Raw genomic sequence first — 17,100 nt, 5'->3', positions numbered from 1 at the left:
GTCAGCTGATGGGCACCCCGGACCGGGCGGTACCACCATAGGCGTCGGGACCGTTTCCGTCGTCGTCGGAACGCGGTTGGGGCGGTGGGCACACGGCGAGCACGTCGTCGGCGAGGGCGGTGCGGGCGGCTTCGCCGTCATCGGCGAGGTGCAGGCAGAACGTGTCGACCACGGTGCTGCCCAACGTGGTGACCTTGGCCCAGCGGACCTGCGCGCCGTGGCGTTCGATGACCGAGCTGACCCGACTCAACAACCCCAGTCTGTCGTCGGTGCGCAGCTCGAGGATCACCTCGCCGGGATCGGGGCCCGGATCGGGTCCCGTCGCCTCGGCATCGTGGTGCACCCACAGCACCCGCGGCGGCGCGACGGCGAACAATGCGGGCACCGCGTTCTTGGGGTGCCCGGCACCGTCGACGGCCGGATCGGTGCTGCCGGCCGACGTCGCGGCGCCCGGTGCCGACACCGAACCGATCGTCGGGATCGGCGACTCGGTCTCGCGGGCGTCGAGACGGGCCAGCACATCGATCTTGCCGTCCACCGCCGCCATCAGTTGTTGACGGATCAGCCCGGCCTCGGGTGGACTGCCGAACAGCGGCACCACCACGAAGGTGTTGACCGCGCTGCCCGCATGGCTCTGCACGGTCGCCGAGTGCGACCGCAACCCGTTCAGACTCAACACGCCGGCCATCTTCGACAGCAGGCCCGTCGCATCCGGGGCGACCATCGTGATGCGGAAGGTGTGCGGTCCGTCGGCCTGCTCGATGTCGACCGAGAAGCCGCCCGCCTCGGCGAGAGCGATCTGTTCGGAGGTGAGCGCATCGGGGCGGGCGAGTTCGTCACCGTCGATGAGGCGAAACGCCCGACGAACGAGGTCGTTGATCAACGACGCCTTCCACTCCCCCCACACACCGGGGCCGGTGGCCAGCGAGTCGGCCTCGGCCAACGCGGACAGCAATTCGAGCAGCGCCCGGTTGTATCCGAGTGTCTCCGCCACGAATTCGGCGGTGGCCGGGTCGTCCAGATCACGTCGGGTGGCGATGCTCGGGAGCAGCAGGTGATGTCGCACCATCTCCGAGAGCACCGTGACATCCTGCGGCCACAGCCCGAACCGGTTACCGATCTGGATCGCGAGGTCGGCGCCGACGATGCTGTGGTCGGCCCCGCGGCCCTTGCCGATGTCGTGCAGTAGCGCACCGAGCACCAGCAGATCGGGCCGCGACACCCGCGTGGTCATCGACCCGGCATGGGCGGCCGTCTCCACCAGATGCCGGTCGACGGTCCAGGTGTGAATCGCATCCCGCGGGGGAAGGTCTCGGACCGCACCCCATTCGGGCAGCAATCGACCCCACAACCCGGTGCGGTCGAGGGCCTCGATCGGGTCGACCATGTGGTGTCCGGCACCGAGCAACACCAGCAGATCGCTGAGTGCTTCGGCCGGCCACGGTTCACGCAGTTCCGGCGCGTAGTCGGCCAGTCGGCTCAGTGTCGACGCGCTGATCGGCAGACCCGTGCGCGCCGATGCCGACGCGACACGCAGGATCAGACCGGGGTCTTTACTCGGGATCGCGTTGCGCGCCAACACGATTTCCCCGTTGTGCTCCACCACCCCTTCGTCCAGGGGCCGTCGTATCGGCGACCGCCGTAGTTTCGCCAATCCACGGCGCGGCAAAGCGTTACCCGCGGTGCGCAAACCGACGTCGATGGAGTAGCTGATGGTGCGGGCGGCATCGCTGATCACCCGGGCGAGATCGAAACGGTCACCGATCCGCAGCGCCGCACCGATCTCGTCGGCATCCTGGGCACGCACCTGTTCGCGCGGTCGTCCGGCAATGCGGTGCAGCTCGGTGCGGATGTCCAGCAAACGCGCATACGCCACCTGCGGCCCTGCGCCCGGCGAATCCGGGCGCAGACTGGCCATGCCGTCGGTGAGTTGGGCGATCGCCAGCGCCCCCAGCAGTTGCACATCACGCAGACCGCCCCGGCCGTTCTTCAGGTCGGGCTCCGCGCGGTGCGCGATGTCACCGGCTCGTCGCCACCGGTCCTGCGCATGTGACACCACGGCCGGGAACCGATCGCGGATCTCGGTGCGCCACTGCTGGCGGACCCCACTGATCAACAGATTGGACAGGTCCTCATCGCCGGCGATGTGCCGGGCCTCGAGCAACCCCATTGCGGCGCTGACGTCTTCGGCCGCCACCTGCAACGCCTGTGGCACCGTTCGCACACTGTGGTCGAGCGCAATGTTGGCGTCCCACAACGGATACCAGAGCCCGTCGGCCACCTCGGCGACCTCGTCGTGCGGCATTCCGTCGTGCAGCAGGATCAGATCGAGATCGGAGAAGGGCAACAGCTCTCCGCGGCCGAGTCCGCCGACGGCGACGATGGCATACCCACTCTGTGGGCGCACACCGAGCTCGGCTCCCTTGCTGGTCAGCCAGAACTCGTGGAGATCGACAAGCACCTGTCGCAGGCCGGGGGCGTCGAGCTTGCCCGCCTGCCCCGACTGCAGGAGTTGCCGACGGGTCGCCGCGAGATCTGTTGCTGCCACGGAGTTCTTACACTTCCTTCGTGATGGACACGACCCCGCGCCTGAGTCGTCAGACGCGGGGTCGTGAGTCTTTTTCAAAGGGGCGGGTTGCCCCGGATCAGAGCGCGTCGCCGCCGCGCTCCCCGGTCCGAACTCGGACAACCGATTCGACCGGCGAGACCCACACCTTTCCGTCCCCGATCTTGCCCGTGCGCGCCGCCTCGACGATCACGTCGACGACCTTGTCGACGGCGGCGTCGTCCACGACCACCTCGACGCGGACCTTGGGAACGAAGTCCACCGAGTACTCGGCGCCGCGATAGACCTCGGTGTGGCCCTTCTGGCGGCCGTATCCCTGGACCTCACTGACGGTCATACCCAGGATTCCGGCCTGCTCGAGTCCTGCTTTGACGTCCTCGAGCGTGAACGGCTTCACGATTGCGGTGATCAGCTTCATCAGTTATCCCTCTCCACAGGAATCAGCGTATAGGCGAAAGTGCAGGGATTCATGCCAGTTCATAGGCCGTCTCCGCATGTTCTGCCTCGTCGATGCCGTTGTGCTCGTCCTCCTGGCCGATCTTCCAGCCGAGTGGTTTGAGCGCGAGGGCGATGATAGTGGTGAGGACACCGGTGAAGACGAGCGCGAAGGCCGCGATGACGATCTGCACGACGACCTGCTTGTAGTCGCCGCCCCAGAACAGGCCGACGTCCTTGGCGAGCAGGCCCACACCGACGGTGCCCCACAGGCCGGCGACGAGGTGCACGCCGACCACGTCGAGCGAGTCGTCGTAGCCGAACTTGTTCTTCAGACCGATGGCGAGGGCCGCCAGTGCACCGGCGATGACGCCGAGGATCAGCGAGCCGACCGGGGTCAGCGAGCCACAGGCCGGGGTGATCGCGACCAGACCGGCGACGATACCGGACGCGGCGCCCACGCTGGTGGCGTGCTTGTCGCGGATGATTTCCACCGCAAGCCAGCCGATGATCGCTGCGGCGGTGGCGGCGGTCGTGTTGACCCACACCAGGCCGGCGGTCATGTCGGCGGCCAGTTCCGAACCGGCGTTGAAGCCGAACCAGCCGAACCACAGCAGCGCTGCGCCGAGCATCACGAACGGGATGTTGTGCGGACGGTAGGCGGTACGGCCGAAGCCGGAGCGAGCGCCGACGATCAGGGCCAGGACCAACGCGGCCATACCGGCGTTGATGTGAACCACGGTGCCACCGGCGAAGTCGATCGGCGCCACGTTGGCCTCACCGTCGGTGCTGCCGAACATCCAAGCAGCGAAACCGTCTTCGCCGCCGCCCATGATGCCGCCGCCCCCGACGAGACCGCCCCACACCATGTGCGAGAGCGGGAAGTAGACGATCGTCGACCAGAGCACGGTGAAGATCAGCCAGGTCGAGAACTTCACGCGTTCGGCGAGCGCGCCGCTGATCAGGGCGACGGTGATGACCGCGAAGGTCAGCTGGAAGCCCAGGAACACGATGGCCGGGATGCTCATTCCGGCGGTCACGTACGTCGTCGCGTCCTCGGTACCCGCGGTGGCCGTCAGTTGGTCGGAACCGAACAGCGCGAACGGATTGGCGAAGATGCCGGCGATGTCACTGTTGCCGGTGATGCCGTCGGAGAACGACATCGAGAATCCCCACAACACGTAGACCACGCTGACCGTGGCCAGCGAGCCGAACGACATCATCATCATGTTCAGGACAGACTTGCCCCGAGCCAGCCCCCCGTAGAAAAAGGCGAGTCCGGGCGTCATCAGCAACACCAAACCCGCTGCGGCGAGCATCCACGCCGTATCACCGGGGTTGACTTCGCCAAAAACTTCTTCTGGCAGTGCCAAAACCACTTTGTGAAACCTCCCTCAAGTGCGCCGACGGCTCGACGCCTGCACAGAGACTCTGTCGGCAGACGGTTTCAGCTGTGGTGCCCTGAGGTTTCGGGCGTGTGAACCCGTGAACGTTTTATATTTCGTGCGCGTAACGGCCCTGGTCGCGCTTCAGCTGCTTCTCAGCCTCGCCGAAGGATGTCCGACGCCGCTTTTGTGTTGTCGGATCGCGACTGTGACTACAGCAAAGCGTCGACGAAGGCCTCCGGCTCGAACGGCGCGAGGTCGTCGGCGCCCTCGCCGAGGCCGACCAGTTTCACCGGCACACCGAGCTCCTCCTGGACGTGGAAGACGATGCCCCCCTTTGCGGTGCCGTCGAGTTTGGTCAACACCACGCCCGAGATGTCGACCACCTCGGCGAACACCCGGGCTTGGGTGAGCCCGTTCTGCCCGACGGTCGCGTCGAGCACCAGCAACACCTCGTCGACCGGCGCCTTCTTCTCGACGACGCGCTTGACCTTGCCGAGTTCGTCCATCAGCCCGGTCTTGGTGTGCAGTCGACCGGCGGTGTCGATCATGACCACGTCGACGCCGGTGTCGATGCCCTTGGCGACGGCGTCGAAGGCCACCGACGCCGGATCGGCCTGTTCCTTGCCGCGCACGACGTCGGCACCGACCCGCTCACCCCAGGTCTGCAGCTGGTCGGCGGCCGCGGCGCGGAAGGTGTCGGCGGCGCCGAGCAGCACCCGGCGGCCGTCGGCCACGAGCACTCGGGCGAGTTTGCCGGTGGTGGTGGTCTTGCCGGTGCCGTTGACCCCGACGACGAGGATGACGGCCGGTCCACCCGCATGCGGCAGCGCCCGCACCGATCGATCGAGTTCGGGCCAGAGCTGGTCGACAAGGACCCGGCGCAGTGTCGCGCGCGCCTCGTCGGCGGTGCGCACGTTGTTGGCGGCGAGTTCGGTGCGCAGACGCTCGACGACGGCCATCGTCGCGGTGGTGCCGAGGTCGGCCATCAGCAGCGTGTCCTCGATCTCCTCCCAGCTGTCCTCGTCGAGGTCGCCGGCACCGAGCAGTCCGAGCATGCTCTTGCCGATGGCGCCTTGCGACCGCGAGAGCCGGCCACGTAGTCGTCCGAGGCGTCCGGCGGTGGGCGCGATCTCCTCGACCGGGGCCGGGCCGGGCGCGAGCCCCGCCTCCACCTCGGGCGCGCTGTCGGGTTCGGTCTCGACGGGGATGGTGTCGGGCGCGCCGGCGGCATCGGGCGCAGGTGCCTCGAACAGTTCCGCCGGGGACTCGGGAACCTCGACGCTCCCGGCAGTCTCGGTGGACTCGGTCGCCGCGGGGGTGTCCCCCGGTGCTTCCGCCACCCCGGAGGTCTCCACAGCGGCGTCCTCGACGACTGCTTCGTCGGGAGCCGAGTCGTCGATACCGGGCAGTGCGACGTCCTGGATGCCACGCTGCGCGGAATCGCGAGGAACCGATGCGTCGTCACCGACGCCCGGCTGTCCATCGACCTCGGTCCGTTCGGTCGGCGGCACCGGTGTGGCCGGTTCGGCAGGCGTGGCCGGTTCGGCAGGTGCGGTGGGTGCTGCGGGCGTCGTCGGCTCCGGCGGCTCGGCGAGCCCGACCCCGCCTGCGCCACCCTGGCTGAAGCTGAATCCCGACCCGGCCTTGTATCCGCCCGATTTGTCGACCTGACGGGTCGTGCCGTCGACCGCACCCTGCGATCCGGTGTCGTCCGACAGCGAGATCCGCCGGCGTCGCGACACCGCCACCCCGCCCGCGACGAGCGCGATGAGCACGATGACGGCGATGACGATGCCGATGATGATGGGGGTGTTCACTGGCGATTCGCTTTCCGTTGGTTGTCGGTCGGGTGGACGCCGCGACTATCCGGGCGCCTGGGTTTGTTGACTCACCGGGATGTCGACACCCCGCAGGCGCTGAGAGATCACCGCGGTGATCCCATCGCCACGCATGCTCACGCCGTACAGCGCGTCGGCGACCTCCATGGTCGGCTTCTGATGGGTGATGACTATCAGCTGCGAGCGCTCGCGCAGTTGCTCGAACAACGAGATCAGGCGACGCAGGTTGGTGTCGTCGAGGGCCGCCTCCACCTCGTCCATGACGTAGAAGGGCGAGGGCCGGGCGCGAAAGATCGCCACCAGCATCGCGACGGCGGTCAGCGACTTCTCGCCGCCGGACAGCAGCGACAGACGTTTGACCTTCTTGCCCGGTGGCCGTGCTTCCACTTCGATACCCGTCGTCAGCATGTCTCCCGGTTCGGTGAGTACGAGGCGTCCCTCACCGCCGGGGAACAGGGTACGGAACACCTCGGTGAACTCGCGTTCCACATCGGCGTAGGCCTCGGTGAACACCTGCAGGATGCGCGCATCCACCTCGTCGACCACCGCGAGCAGGTCGCGTCGCGCCGCCTTGACGTCCTCGAGTTGAGCCGACAGGAAGTTGTAGCGCTCTTCGAGTGCGGCGAACTCCTCGAGGGCGAGCGGATTCACCTTCCCCAGCGTGTTCAGGTCTTTCTGGGCTTTCTTCGCGCGCGCCTCCTGGGCCTTGCGATCGAAGGGCATCGGTGCGGGCGCGACCACCGACTCGCCGCGTTCCTTGGCTTGTTCGTACTCCTGCATCTCGAGGGCGGACGGAGGCATCGGGACCTCAGGGCCGTACTCGCCGATGAGATCGTCGGGTGCGATCGCGAACGATTCCAGGATCTGTTCCTCGAGCTGTTCGATCCTCAGCGCCGCCTGCGCGCGGGCCACCTCGTCGCGATGAACCGCGTCCTTGAGGCTGCTGAGCTGCGCGGTGAGGTCGTTGACCTGGCCTTTCAGGTCGTCGACAGCGGCGGTGCGTTCGATTCGCATCTGTTCGAGTTCGTCCCGGCCGGACTGTGCGGCCGCCACCGACACCTGCAGCCGGTCCGAGACATCGCGCGCCGCGGCCGCGACGGCCTCGGCGACGGCTGCTGCCTGACGTCGGGCCCGATCCTGGCGTTCGGCCCGCACCCGCGCCTCGCGTTCGCGCACGGCCGCCCGACGCAAGGAATCGGCGCGTCCACGCACCGAGGCCAACCGTTCCTCGGCGGTGCGCAGCTGCAGCCGGGATTCCATCTCGGCCGCCCGGGCAGCGGCCACGGCCTCGGCGGCCGCGGCTCTCGGTTCCTCATCCCCCACCTGGGCCGGCGCGGTCTCCGATTCGTCGCGGGCATACCGGAGGCGCTCTTCGAGCTGCCGCAGGTTCTCGACCATCTCGCTGCGGCCTTCTTCGGCCTTGGCGCGTTGCCGGGTGAGGCGGTCGGCCTCCGCGTGGGCGACCCGGATCTCGTGACCCAGCCGCGCCATCTCCTCGTAGGTGCCGCCGACGTTGGCGTCGGACTCGTGCAATGCCGCGAGCGCCTCCTCAGCGGATTCGCGCCGGGTAACCTGCTCGGCGAGCGCGCCGTCGAGCGCGGCCTCGATCTCCTCGGACCGCCGGCGCGCCGCCACCAATTCCTCGGCGGCGATGTCGATCGACGACTGCACCTCGAGTGTGGACGGCCGGTGCGACGACCCGCCTTCCACCGATCCCGGGCCGATCCGGTCGCCGTCGCGGGTGACCGTGCGCAGTCGGTGGCGCTGGGCGATCTCGAGGCCCTGCTCTGCGGTGGCGACCACCACGGTGTCCCCCAGCACCAGTTCCACCGCGCCGCGGATCGAGTCCGGACACGACACGACCGTCGCCGCCCAGCGCGCCCCGGCCGGCAGCTCGATGTCGGGGGTTGGACGCAGGCTCGGCAGACCCCCCAGGATCAGCGAGGCTCGCCCGCCGTCGCCGGATTTCAGTGCCGCAAGAGCGCTGACAGCGGCGAGCGCATCCACGGTCGCGATGGCGTCGACCGCGTTGCCCAGCGCTCCCGCGATCGCCGTCTCGTATCCGTTGTCCACGGTCAGCAGCTCCGACATCGGCGCGAGCAGGCCGTCGGGCGCGTGCTCGAGCAGCCAGGCACCGCCGTCGTTGCGTTCCAACCCGAGTTCGAGTGCCTCGATACGCGCGGTGAGCGATGCGATGCGCTGCTCGGTCTCGCGCTGCTCGGTCTGCAGCGACGCAACACGTTCGTTGGCCAGATTCAGCGCGGTGACCGAACGTTCGTGGTGTTCATCGAGCCCGTGCTCGGCAGCCTCGTATTCACCCAGGACGGTGGCCGTGGCGTCCTGGCGGGCCTGCGCGGCCTCGGCACGTTCGTTGGCCGCGGCGATGGCCGCCGTCAATCGGGCCGCCTCGGCATCCACCGACTCCGACCTGGTGCGCAGGTTGTCGACCTGACCTTCGAGTCGGGCCAGCCCTTCGCGCCGGTCGGCGATGGCTCGCACCGCGGCCATGTGGGCGCGTTCGGCCTCGGCTGCGGCCTCCTCGTGGCGCGCCAGTTCCTCCTGCGTCGCCTCGAGATACTCCGCGGCGGCGGTCACCGCCGCACCGAGCTCGGACTCCGTGGCGGCGGCCTGCTCGGCCTGCCGGTCGAGTTCCTCGGGATCGGGGCCGCTGCTGGTGGCGACGGGTTCGCTGAGATAGCGGGTGCGCTCGGCCGCGACGCGCGAAGTGGCGTCGACGCGTTCGGCCAGGGCCGACAACCGAAACCAGGTCTGGCCGGCCGCCGTGGCGGCGGGTGCGACCTCGGCCAGATGACGTTCATGCTCACCCAGTTCCTCGGTGGCCCGGTCGAGCAGTGCGGTCACCTCGTCCTGCTGGGCCCGCACCTCGTCCTCCACCGCGGTGTGTTCGGCCATCTCGGCGCGCCGGGTCACCAGGTCGTCGGCGGCCAACCGCAACCGGGCGTCACGCAGGTCGGCCTGCACCGTCTGCGCCCGGCGGGCGACCTCGGCCTGACGCCCCAACGGCTTGAGTTGGCGGCGCAGCTCGCCGGTCAGGTCGGTCAGGCGCGCCAGGTTGGCCTGCATCGAATCGAGTTTGCGGACCGCCTTCTCTTTGCGTTTGCGGTGTTTGAGGACGCCGGCGGCCTCCTCTATGAACGCTCGACGCTCCTCGGGCCGGGCCTCGAGGATCGCGGCGAGGCGGCCCTGTCCGACGATGACGTGCATCTCGCGGCCGATACCGGAGTCGCTGAGCAGTTCCTGCACGTCCATCAGGCGGCACGAGTTGCCGTTGATCTCGTATTCACCCGCGCCGTCGCGGAACATGCGCCGGGTGACCGACACCTCGGAGTACTCGATGGGCAGGGCCCCATCGGCGTTGTCGATGGTGAGGGTCACCTCGGCACGCCCCAGGGGCGGACGACCGGAGGTGCCGGCGAAGATGACGTCTTCCATCTTGCCGCCGCGCAGGGCCTTGGCACCTTGCTCGCCCATCACCCAGGTCAGGGCGTCGACGACGTTGGATTTGCCCGACCCGTTGGGGCCCACCACGCAGGTGATGCCGGGCTCGAAGCGCAGCGTCGTGGACGACGCAAACGACTTGAAGCCCTTCAGGGTCAGGCTCTTGAGGTGCACGACGGTACAGAATACTCACCATCGCGCGGTGGCGGCGCCAGCACGCGCACCCTGTGCAGAGTCGTCGGCACGCGGCTATTTCTCGACGAAACCCTGCAGGTCACCGCGTGGCGGGTCGACTCGTTCCACCACGACGTCGACCGACCCGGGTGTGTCGCCGGAACGCAACGCGGCGAGCAGAGCTTCGGTGTCGGCGCGGGAGCCCTCGGCGACCACCAGGACGCGGCCGTCGGCGAGGTTGGCGGCGTAACCGACCAGACCGAGTTCGAGCGCACGCGACCGGGTCCACCACCGGAAGCCCACACCCTGCACCAGTCCGTGGACGTGTGCGGTGAGCCGGACCGGGTCGTCGGCGTTGTCGGTCATCGCACTCAGTCCGTTTCGATACTCAGATTGACCGTCGCGCCGGCCTTGATGGTGCGGCCGACCGTGCAGACGGCGTCGACCGCCCGCTCGACCACCACCAGTAGTCGTTGCGCTGCGTCGGCGTCGAGTTCGGACAGGTCGATCTCGAGCACTTCGTCGAGGACGGGATACACCTCGTTCTCCCGATCGGCGGCGCCGCTCACGCGGACCGTGGCGTCGTAGTCATCGCCGAGGCGGCGCGACAGCGGCCGGTCCGACGACATGCCGGTGCATGCGGCGAGCGCGATCTTGAGCAACTCGCCGGGGGTGAAGACGCCGTCGACGTCCTCGGAACCGACCAGCACCTCGGCGCCGCGAGAACTGCGCCCGGTGTAGCGGCGCGTTCCGGTGCGTTCCACCCAGAGTTCGGTGTGGGGGCGTGCGGTGCTGCCATCGGTCTGGGACAGGTGTTGATCGGTGCTCATGGTCGCTTTCGTTCGCTTTTCGTTGACTGGGCTCTGATTCTCGTCGACTGGGCGCTGAACTTCGTCGACTGGGCGCTGCTTCTCGTCGAGTGGGCGGCAGACTCAGCGCTTACGTTGACACTTCGGACAGAAGTACGAGCTGCGGTTCATGAACTGCTCGCGCCGCATGATGGCGCCGCATCGTCGACACGGTTCACCGGCGCGACCGTAGGCGTTCAGCGAGCGCTCGAAGTACCCCGACTCCCCGTTGACGTTCACATACAGCGAGTCGAATGAGGTTCCGCCGACGACGAGCGCGTCACCCATGACATCGCTGACCGACGCGAGCAGGTCGATCACCTTCGCCCGGCTGAGCCCGTCGGTCAGCCGGGTGCCGTGGACCCGGCTGCGCCACAACGCCTCGTCGGCGTAGATGTTGCCGACGCCGGAGATCACCGTCTGGTCCAGCAGGGCCCGTTTGATCTCGGTGTGCCGCGACCGGATGACGGCGGTCACTCGGGCGGCATCGAAGGTCGGATCGAATGGGTCCGGGGCGATGTGCGCGATCGATTCCGGCAGCCACCGACCGAGTTCGTCGGGGGTGTCGACGTATTCGTCGACATGCCAGCCGCCGAAGGTGCGTTGGTCGACGAACCGCAGCTCGTTGCCGTCATCGAGTGTCGCCCGGATGCGCAGGTGAATGTGGTCCTCGGCACCGGCTGGGCTGATGAGCATCTGACCGCTCATGCCGAGGTGAACGACGAGCGCAAAGCTGTCGGCCGAATCGGCCATGTCGAGCCACAGATACTTTCCGCGGCGATGCACGCCGGCCACCCGCGTACCGGTCAACCGCCCGACCAGGTCCGCACCACCGCCGACGTGACGTCGGGCCGACCGCGGGTGTAGCACGTCGACCGACGTGATGATTCGGCGCTCGACGTGATCGGCCAGACCGCGCCGCACGGTCTCCACTTCAGGAAGTTCGGGCACGTCCGGGTCCGGTCAGTTCGCGGCGGCGCGGTCGGTGAGCGCCTGCCAGGCCAAGGCGGCGGCCTTCTGCTCGGCCTCCTTCTTGGTACGCCCACTCCCCTCACCCAGACTCTCGCCGGCCACCACCGCGACTGCGGTGAACTCTTTGTTGTGGTCGGGACCGGTCGAGGTGATCTGATAGTGCGGCGGCCCGTAGCCACCCTCCGCCGAGAGCTCCTGCAGCGATGTCTTCCAGTCCAGACCGGCGCCGAGATGCCCTGCGTGGCCGATGATCTCGTCGAACAATCCGAGAATGATGTCCTTGCACACGGCGAGACCGTGTTCCAGGTACAACGCACCGAAGACCGACTCGAGGCCGTCGGCGAGGATGCTGTCTTTGTTGCGGCCACCGGTGAGTTCCTCACCACGCCCGAGGTAGAGGTGACGCCCGAGGCCCCCGTCGCCGAGCCCACGGGCCACTTCGGCGAGCGCGTGCATGTTGACCACGCTGGCCCGGATCTTGGCCAGTTCGCCCTCGGATCGATCCGGGTACCGCAGGTAGAGCCGTTCGGTGATGATCACCCCCAACACCGAGTCACCGAGGAATTCCAAGCGCTCGTTGGTGGGTAGCCCGCCGTTCTCGTAGGCGTAGGAACGGTGAGTCAGCGCCAACACCAACAGTTCGGTGGACAGTTGCGCGTGCAGCGCCCGGAGCAGATCGGCAAATCGTTCCTGCGCCGGATCATCAGGTGGTGACGCGGGCGTCTGGTCGGTCACGTCGTTGTCGCCGGCCACGTCTGGGTCAGTCACCACCTTTGTCCTTCGGTGTCTCCCGGCCCTGCGGTGAGGCGTCGCCGGGCGCGCCGAACTTGTCACGCAACGCCGCCCATCGGGGATCGATCTGTTCGTGCGCGTGTCCCGGTTCGGCGACGGCGAGTCGGACGCCGCATTCGGGGCAGAGGCCCTCGCAATCCTCCGAACACAACGGCGACATGGGCAATTCGAGGGCGACGGCGTCGATGATCGACTGCTCGAGGTCGAGCCGGTCATCGACGAGTCGGTGCACGTCGTCGGCGTCGGTGGTCTGTTCGGTCTCGCTGTCGGGGTAGGCGAACAATTCGGTGAGGAACACCGTGACGGTGCCGTCGACCGGCTCCAGACACCGTGAGCACTGACCTTCGGTCTCACCGCTCACCGTGCCGGTGACCAGCACGCCCTCGGTGACCGCCTCCAGCCGCAGATCGAGGTCGACCTCGGAACCGGCGGGAATCGCGATCATGTCCAGTCCGATGCGTTCCGGCGCGACGACGGTCCGATGCACCTCCGACATAGACCCCGCTCGACGTCCCAGCGAACGGACGTCGAGCACGAACGGGTCGGCCTGTTTGCCGCCGGAGTTCGCCCCGTCAGACGCGACACTCCGGCTCATTGCTCGATCTGCCACAGTTGCACGATACGCCCGACCTGCGGACTCTTCGAACGGTCCCGGCCCTACGCTCAGACGGCCAGCGGTGAGCCCTGATTGTCGACGCGATCGTGGGTCTGCGATGCACCGCGCGGCGCAGGCGGTTCGTCGACGCTGCGCGGGTATTCGACGTAGTCGTGCATCCCCGCGCCGGTCCGCAACTGGTGCCGTCCCCGATTGACCGACCGCAGGGTGCCGGTGAGGATCTCCTCGAACTGGGCCAGCTTCTCGTCGACGTAGACGTCGCAGTCCCCGCGGAGCCGGTCGGCCTCGGCATGGGCGGCGTCGATGATCCGCTCGGCCTCCGACTTCGCGGCGGCCACCACTTCCGCCTCGGACACCAGACGCTGCTGCTCGGCGATGCCGTCGGCGACGGACTTGTCGTAGGTGTTGTTCGCGGAGTCGATGGTGCGCTGGGCCTCTGCCCGGGCGCGACCGGTGACCGCTTCGAATTCACGTGCCGCACTCGTCGACAGCCGATGCGCGTCGGCGGTGGCCTCTTCGACCATCTGACGGCCGTGCGCGCCGGCCTCGTCGACCATCCGGTCGGCCTGGGCCTTCGCTTCGGACAGGATGCGGTCTGCCTCCGCACGTGCATGTGCGATCACCGCCTCGGACTCCGAGTCGGCCTTGCCGATCACGGTCTCGGCGTGCTCGCGGGCGTTGCCGACCAGCGAGTCGCGCTGATCGAGCACATCCTGGGCGTCGTCGAGTTCGCCCGGGATCGAGTCCTTGATGTCGTCGATGAGCTCGAGGACGTCCCCTCGTGGCACGACGCAACCCGCGGTCATCGGGACGCTTCGCGCTTCCTCGACGATGGCGGCGAGTTCGTCGAGCGCTTCAAAAACCCGGTACACAGCTACCCCAATCCGGCTGGTCGCCTTCGGTTGGCATGAAACAACTGTGACTATTGTGCCGAATGGTGCGTCTGTGATTGGTGAGGCGGACGGGGCGTGTCGCGCGGGACAGTTAGGTCAGATCCGCTGCTCCCCCGCCAACCGCGCCTGCAGTCGCTCGTGGATCGCCGGCGACAAGAAGGGCGTGATGTCCCCGCCAAGCTTGGCCACCTCCTTGACCAGCGAGCTCGACACATGCGCGTAGCGCGGATCGGTGAGCAGAAACATGGACTCGACGTCGGCGAGCTCGCGGTTCATCTGCGCCATCGGCACCTCGTAGTCGAAGTCGGTGCCCGAGCGCAGCCCCTTCACTATCGTGTCGATGTTTTCCCGACGCAGGTAGTCGACCAGCAGGCCGGTCCAGCGGTCGACACGCACGTTGGCCAGATCGGCGCAGTCCTCGCGGATCAGGGCGATGCGTTCGTCGACGTCGAACATGCCCTTCTTATTCGGGTTGACCACCACGGTGACGACCAGCGAGTCGAAGCGGGCGGCGGCACGCTCGACGATGTAGCGGTGACCGACGGTGAACGGGTCGAAGGAGCCGGGGAAGACAGCTGAGGTCATGACCGAAATCTACGCGAGGGCCGACCGGCCGAACTCCTCGACGGTCAGGGGGCGTCGAGGAACTCGGCGGCCAGCCGCGCCATCAGTTCGGCCGTAGGGCCGGCCACCACCGACCGCCAGCCGGTACCGGCCCACAGGTTGATGTCGTCGGCCACCCCGGCCGCGGCCGCCGCGGCCCGAATCGGCTTGGTCATGTGATGGACCTGTGGATACACCGCCGGCGCGTCCGGATGCCGGTCGGCAAAGCCATTACGTAGCGACCGCGCCGATCGGCCGGAGAAGGCGCGCGTCACGACCGTGTCGAGGTAGGTCTGTTCCAGCAGAGCCCGCCGATGCGCCGAACCCGTACCCGCCTCGTCGGTGCACAGGAAGGCGGTGCCCAACTGTGCACCGACCGCACCCAGGGCGAGCATCGACCGGACTCCGGCGCCATCGGAAACCCCTCCGGCCGCGACGACCGGCACCTGCGCGGATACGACCGTCGTGTCGGCACAGATCGCCCGGACGAGTTCGGCGGTGGGTGTCGCCGGGCCGCCGGCCGGCAGCGCCGGATCGTCGAACCACAGACCACGATGGCCGCCGGCCTCGATGCCCTGCGCGATGAGCGCGTCGGCACCCGAGAGCACCGCTGCGCGAGCCTCGGCCACCGAGGTGACCGTGACCGCGACCGGCGCACCGATGTCGGTGTGGACCCGCTCGACGAGCGCCGCTTCCGGGTCGCCGAAGGTGACACTCACCAGAGCCGGATGGTGTCGGGACAACACCTCGAGCTTCTCCTCGACCGCCTCGTCGGTAAAACGGGGTTCGCCCACGTCGACACCGTGCCGGCTCGCCTCGACCGCCAACGTCCGGCGATACGCCTCTACCGCCCCTCGCTGCCGGGCACCGTCCGGACCGGCGCAGCGGTCGACCCCGGAGAGGAAGAGATTGACGCCGTAGAGCAACGGGCCACGCGACTCGACATCGGCCACCAGATCCTCGAGGGCCTCGGCGGTGAGGTAGCCCGCCGCGAGCATGCCGAGTCCGCCCGCTCGCCCGACTGCCGCGACAAGAGCGGGCGTGGTGGGGCCACCCGCCATGGGTGCACAGATGATGGGCAGCGCGGTCTCCAGCGCACCGATGCGCATCGCCGGGTCAGCGCTCGCCGGTCTCATCTCGGCACTCCTTGCCGCCACCCCCGGCGCCGCCACACTCTTCTCGTCCGGATCGGTCAAGAACCGCCACCTCCACACGTGTGTCGCCATAGCTCTTGTGCACCAGCACTGTGAACTCGTCGGGCCAGTGTGTCTGGGGCGCACGGACGGCACGTTCGACGACCACGATGCCGCCCACCACCATCCAGTGTGCGCTCAGCGCGGCGAGGTCACCGGACATGGCCTCGTTGTCGAGGTCGTACGGCGGGTCGAGGAACGCCACATCCACGTCGCCGCCACCGCCCGCCGCCAGGTGGGCAGAGACGGATCGGGTGATGACCGACACACGCTCGGCCACGCCACACGTGCGGACGTTTGCCGCGATCACCGTGGTGGCCCGGCGGCGCGAATCCACGAAGGTGGCGCGCGCCGCGCCGCGCGACAACGCCTCCAGCCCCAGCGCACCGGAGCCGGCGTAGAGGTCCACCACAGATGCGTCGTCCAGTTCGGTCCGCGCAAGCAGGATGTTGAAGATCGCCTCGCGGACCCGATCCGAGGTCGGCCGGGTGCCGCTGTCGGGTACCGCCAGTCTGCGTCCGCGCAGTTCACCCGCAATTATTCTGGTCATCGTCCACCATTGTGCGGTACGGCTGGTGCGGAGTAGCCACCCCTTGTCCCATCTAAGTCCAGGTCGTGCAATAGTTTGTGATGCACTTCACAAACAGTGGCTGAGCAGGGGATTATGCGGGCTTTCGGTGTCCGATTTCTGAGGACGGGTGACTTCAGGTAACCGCGTTGTTAACGTCGAAAGCGTCATGAGCCCGCTCCAAACAAGTACGGCCCCAACCACTGCCCTTGCTGTCGATTACCGGCAGCCCACCGCCGACGACGGCGAACGATTGTGGGAAATCGCCTCGGACTCAAAGGTTCTCGACGTCAACTCGAGTTACTCCTACGTCCTGTGGTGCCATGATTTCTCCTCGACATCGATCGTCGCCGAGGTCGATGGGCGCCCGGTCGGATTCGTCACCGGCTATCGACGCCAGACCGACCCGTCCACCCTCATGGTGTGGCAGGTCGCCGTCGACGACTCCTGCCGCGGCCACGGTATCGCCGGCACCATGCTGCATCGCCTGTTCGACCGCTGTCAGCGGTCGGGTGTGGTCGCGATGCACACCACGATCAGTCCGGACAACGTCGCATCGCAGCGATTGTTCGAATCAGTCGCGAACGCTCGCGGCCTGCGCTTCGAGCGTCGTGATCTGTTTGCCGCCGATCAGTTTCCGGACGCGCACGAGCCCGAGGATCTCTACCTCCTCGAGCCCGAGCTCGTCGAACCCTGATCATTCCTGTCCACACGTCTCAATTCACAACTGAGTCTTTTCACAACTGAGCACTTGA

General features: G+C 67.8%; 15 protein-coding genes. 1 reads left to right on the top strand and 14 read right to left on the bottom strand.

Features of this window, described 5'->3' with window-relative positions; genetic code table 11:
- Position 1 precedes the first annotated feature (1 nt).
- The 14 genes from VX037_RS16120 to rsmD form a co-directional block, all read right to left on the bottom strand.
- Positions 2 to 2,626 carry a [protein-PII] uridylyltransferase gene (locus VX037_RS16120; protein ID WP_396572496.1) on the bottom strand — a complete coding sequence of 875 codons (2,625 nt, stop codon included), beginning with the start codon at positions 2,624 to 2,626 and terminating at the stop codon, positions 2 to 4.
- A 19-nt stretch (positions 2,627 to 2,645) separates the two neighbouring features.
- Positions 2,646 to 2,984, bottom strand: a complete 339-nt coding sequence (locus VX037_RS16115; protein WP_004572306.1) for a P-II family nitrogen regulator — start codon at positions 2,982 to 2,984, stop codon at positions 2,646 to 2,648.
- 49 nt (positions 2,985 to 3,033) lie between these two features.
- A complete protein-coding gene (locus tag VX037_RS16110) occupies positions 3,034 to 4,380 on the bottom strand; it encodes an ammonium transporter (protein ID WP_235722298.1) in 1,347 nt (448 codons plus the stop codon).
- Between the two features lie 218 nt (positions 4,381 to 4,598).
- Positions 4,599 to 6,206 carry a signal recognition particle-docking protein FtsY gene (ftsY, locus tag VX037_RS16105; RefSeq protein ID WP_328714942.1) on the bottom strand — a complete coding sequence of 536 codons (1,608 nt, stop codon included), beginning with the start codon at positions 6,204 to 6,206 and terminating at the stop codon, positions 4,599 to 4,601.
- 45 nt (positions 6,207 to 6,251) lie between these two features.
- Positions 6,252 to 9,860, bottom strand: coding sequence for a chromosome segregation protein SMC (smc, locus tag VX037_RS16100; protein ID WP_328714941.1), 3,609 nt, complete (start codon positions 9,858 to 9,860; stop codon positions 6,252 to 6,254).
- Positions 9,861 to 9,935: 75 nt separating this feature from the next.
- On the bottom strand, positions 9,936 to 10,226 hold the full coding sequence (locus VX037_RS16095) for an acylphosphatase (RefSeq protein WP_287015635.1): 291 nt from the start codon (positions 10,224 to 10,226) through the stop codon (positions 9,936 to 9,938).
- A gap of 5 nt (positions 10,227 to 10,231) precedes the next feature.
- Entirely contained in the window at positions 10,232 to 10,690 is a 459-nt protein-coding gene (locus tag VX037_RS16090; RefSeq protein WP_235722302.1) for an OsmC family protein, read from the bottom strand.
- Positions 10,691 to 10,792: 102 nt separating this feature from the next.
- Complete coding sequence (mutM, locus tag VX037_RS16085; RefSeq protein ID WP_287015636.1) at positions 10,793 to 11,659, bottom strand: bifunctional DNA-formamidopyrimidine glycosylase/DNA-(apurinic or apyrimidinic site) lyase; 867 nt, start codon at positions 11,657 to 11,659, stop codon at positions 10,793 to 10,795.
- A 12-nt stretch (positions 11,660 to 11,671) separates the two neighbouring features.
- Positions 11,672 to 12,355, bottom strand: coding sequence for a ribonuclease III (gene rnc, locus VX037_RS16080; RefSeq protein ID WP_235722389.1), 684 nt, complete (start codon positions 12,353 to 12,355; stop codon positions 11,672 to 11,674).
- A gap of 85 nt (positions 12,356 to 12,440) precedes the next feature.
- Positions 12,441 to 13,067, bottom strand: coding sequence for a YceD family protein (locus VX037_RS16075; protein WP_287015660.1), 627 nt, complete (start codon positions 13,065 to 13,067; stop codon positions 12,441 to 12,443).
- Positions 13,068 to 13,135: 68 nt separating this feature from the next.
- The gene (locus VX037_RS16070) at positions 13,136 to 13,960 is read right to left on the bottom strand and encodes a DivIVA domain-containing protein (protein ID WP_235722304.1); all 825 of its coding nucleotides are present in this window, start codon (positions 13,958 to 13,960) and stop codon (positions 13,136 to 13,138) included.
- Between the two features lie 117 nt (positions 13,961 to 14,077).
- Complete coding sequence (coaD, locus tag VX037_RS16065; RefSeq protein ID WP_287015637.1) at positions 14,078 to 14,566, bottom strand: pantetheine-phosphate adenylyltransferase; 489 nt, start codon at positions 14,564 to 14,566, stop codon at positions 14,078 to 14,080.
- Positions 14,567 to 14,610: 44 nt separating this feature from the next.
- Complete coding sequence (locus tag VX037_RS16060) at positions 14,611 to 15,720, bottom strand: NAD(P)H-dependent flavin oxidoreductase (protein ID WP_328714939.1); 1,110 nt, start codon at positions 15,718 to 15,720, stop codon at positions 14,611 to 14,613.
- Positions 15,701 to 16,327 carry a 16S rRNA (guanine(966)-N(2))-methyltransferase RsmD gene (gene rsmD / locus VX037_RS16055; RefSeq protein ID WP_328714938.1) on the bottom strand — a complete coding sequence of 209 codons (627 nt, stop codon included), beginning with the start codon at positions 16,325 to 16,327 and terminating at the stop codon, positions 15,701 to 15,703. The genes VX037_RS16060 and rsmD overlap by 20 nt, the downstream gene beginning before the upstream one ends.
- A 187-nt stretch (positions 16,328 to 16,514) precedes the next feature.
- Between rsmD and ectA the strand changes: the two genes are divergently transcribed.
- Positions 16,515 to 17,042: a diaminobutyrate acetyltransferase gene (ectA, locus tag VX037_RS16050; RefSeq protein ID WP_235722308.1), complete on the top strand. Its 528-nt coding sequence runs from the start codon at positions 16,515 to 16,517 to the stop codon at positions 17,040 to 17,042.
- Positions 17,043 to 17,100: the final 58 nt, after the last annotated feature.

This window comes from Gordonia sp. Z-3 (genome assembly GCF_036233855.1).
Taxonomy (GTDB): domain Bacteria; phylum Actinomycetota; class Actinomycetes; order Mycobacteriales; family Mycobacteriaceae; genus Gordonia; species Gordonia tangerina.
The sequence above is the reverse complement of the archived record's forward strand: the minus strand, read 5'-3'. Positions and strand labels throughout refer to the sequence as shown.

What these genes read in the sequence shown, in the direction of transcription:
- coaD (WP_287015637.1), bottom strand. Translation starts at nt 14,566, where the DNA reads ATGACCTCAGCTGTCTTCCCCGGCTCCTTCGACCCGTTCACCGTCGGT.
- VX037_RS16095 (WP_287015635.1), bottom strand. Translation starts at nt 10,226, where the DNA reads ATGACCGACAACGCCGACGACCCGGTCCGGCTCACCGCACACGTCCAC.
- VX037_RS16075 (WP_287015660.1), bottom strand. Translation starts at nt 13,067, where the DNA reads ATGAGCCGGAGTGTCGCGTCTGACGGGGCGAACTCCGGCGGCAAACAG.
- VX037_RS16115 (WP_004572306.1), bottom strand. Translation starts at nt 2,984, where the DNA reads ATGAAGCTGATCACCGCAATCGTGAAGCCGTTCACGCTCGAGGACGTC.
- rsmD (WP_328714938.1), bottom strand. Translation starts at nt 16,327, where the DNA reads ATGACCAGAATAATTGCGGGTGAACTGCGCGGACGCAGACTGGCGGTA.
- ectA (WP_235722308.1), top strand. Translation starts at nt 16,515, where the DNA reads ATGAGCCCGCTCCAAACAAGTACGGCCCCAACCACTGCCCTTGCTGTC.
- VX037_RS16090 (WP_235722302.1), bottom strand. Translation starts at nt 10,690, where the DNA reads ATGAGCACCGATCAACACCTGTCCCAGACCGATGGCAGCACCGCACGC.
- VX037_RS16060 (WP_328714939.1), bottom strand. Translation starts at nt 15,720, where the DNA reads ATGAGACCGGCGAGCGCTGACCCGGCGATGCGCATCGGTGCGCTGGAG.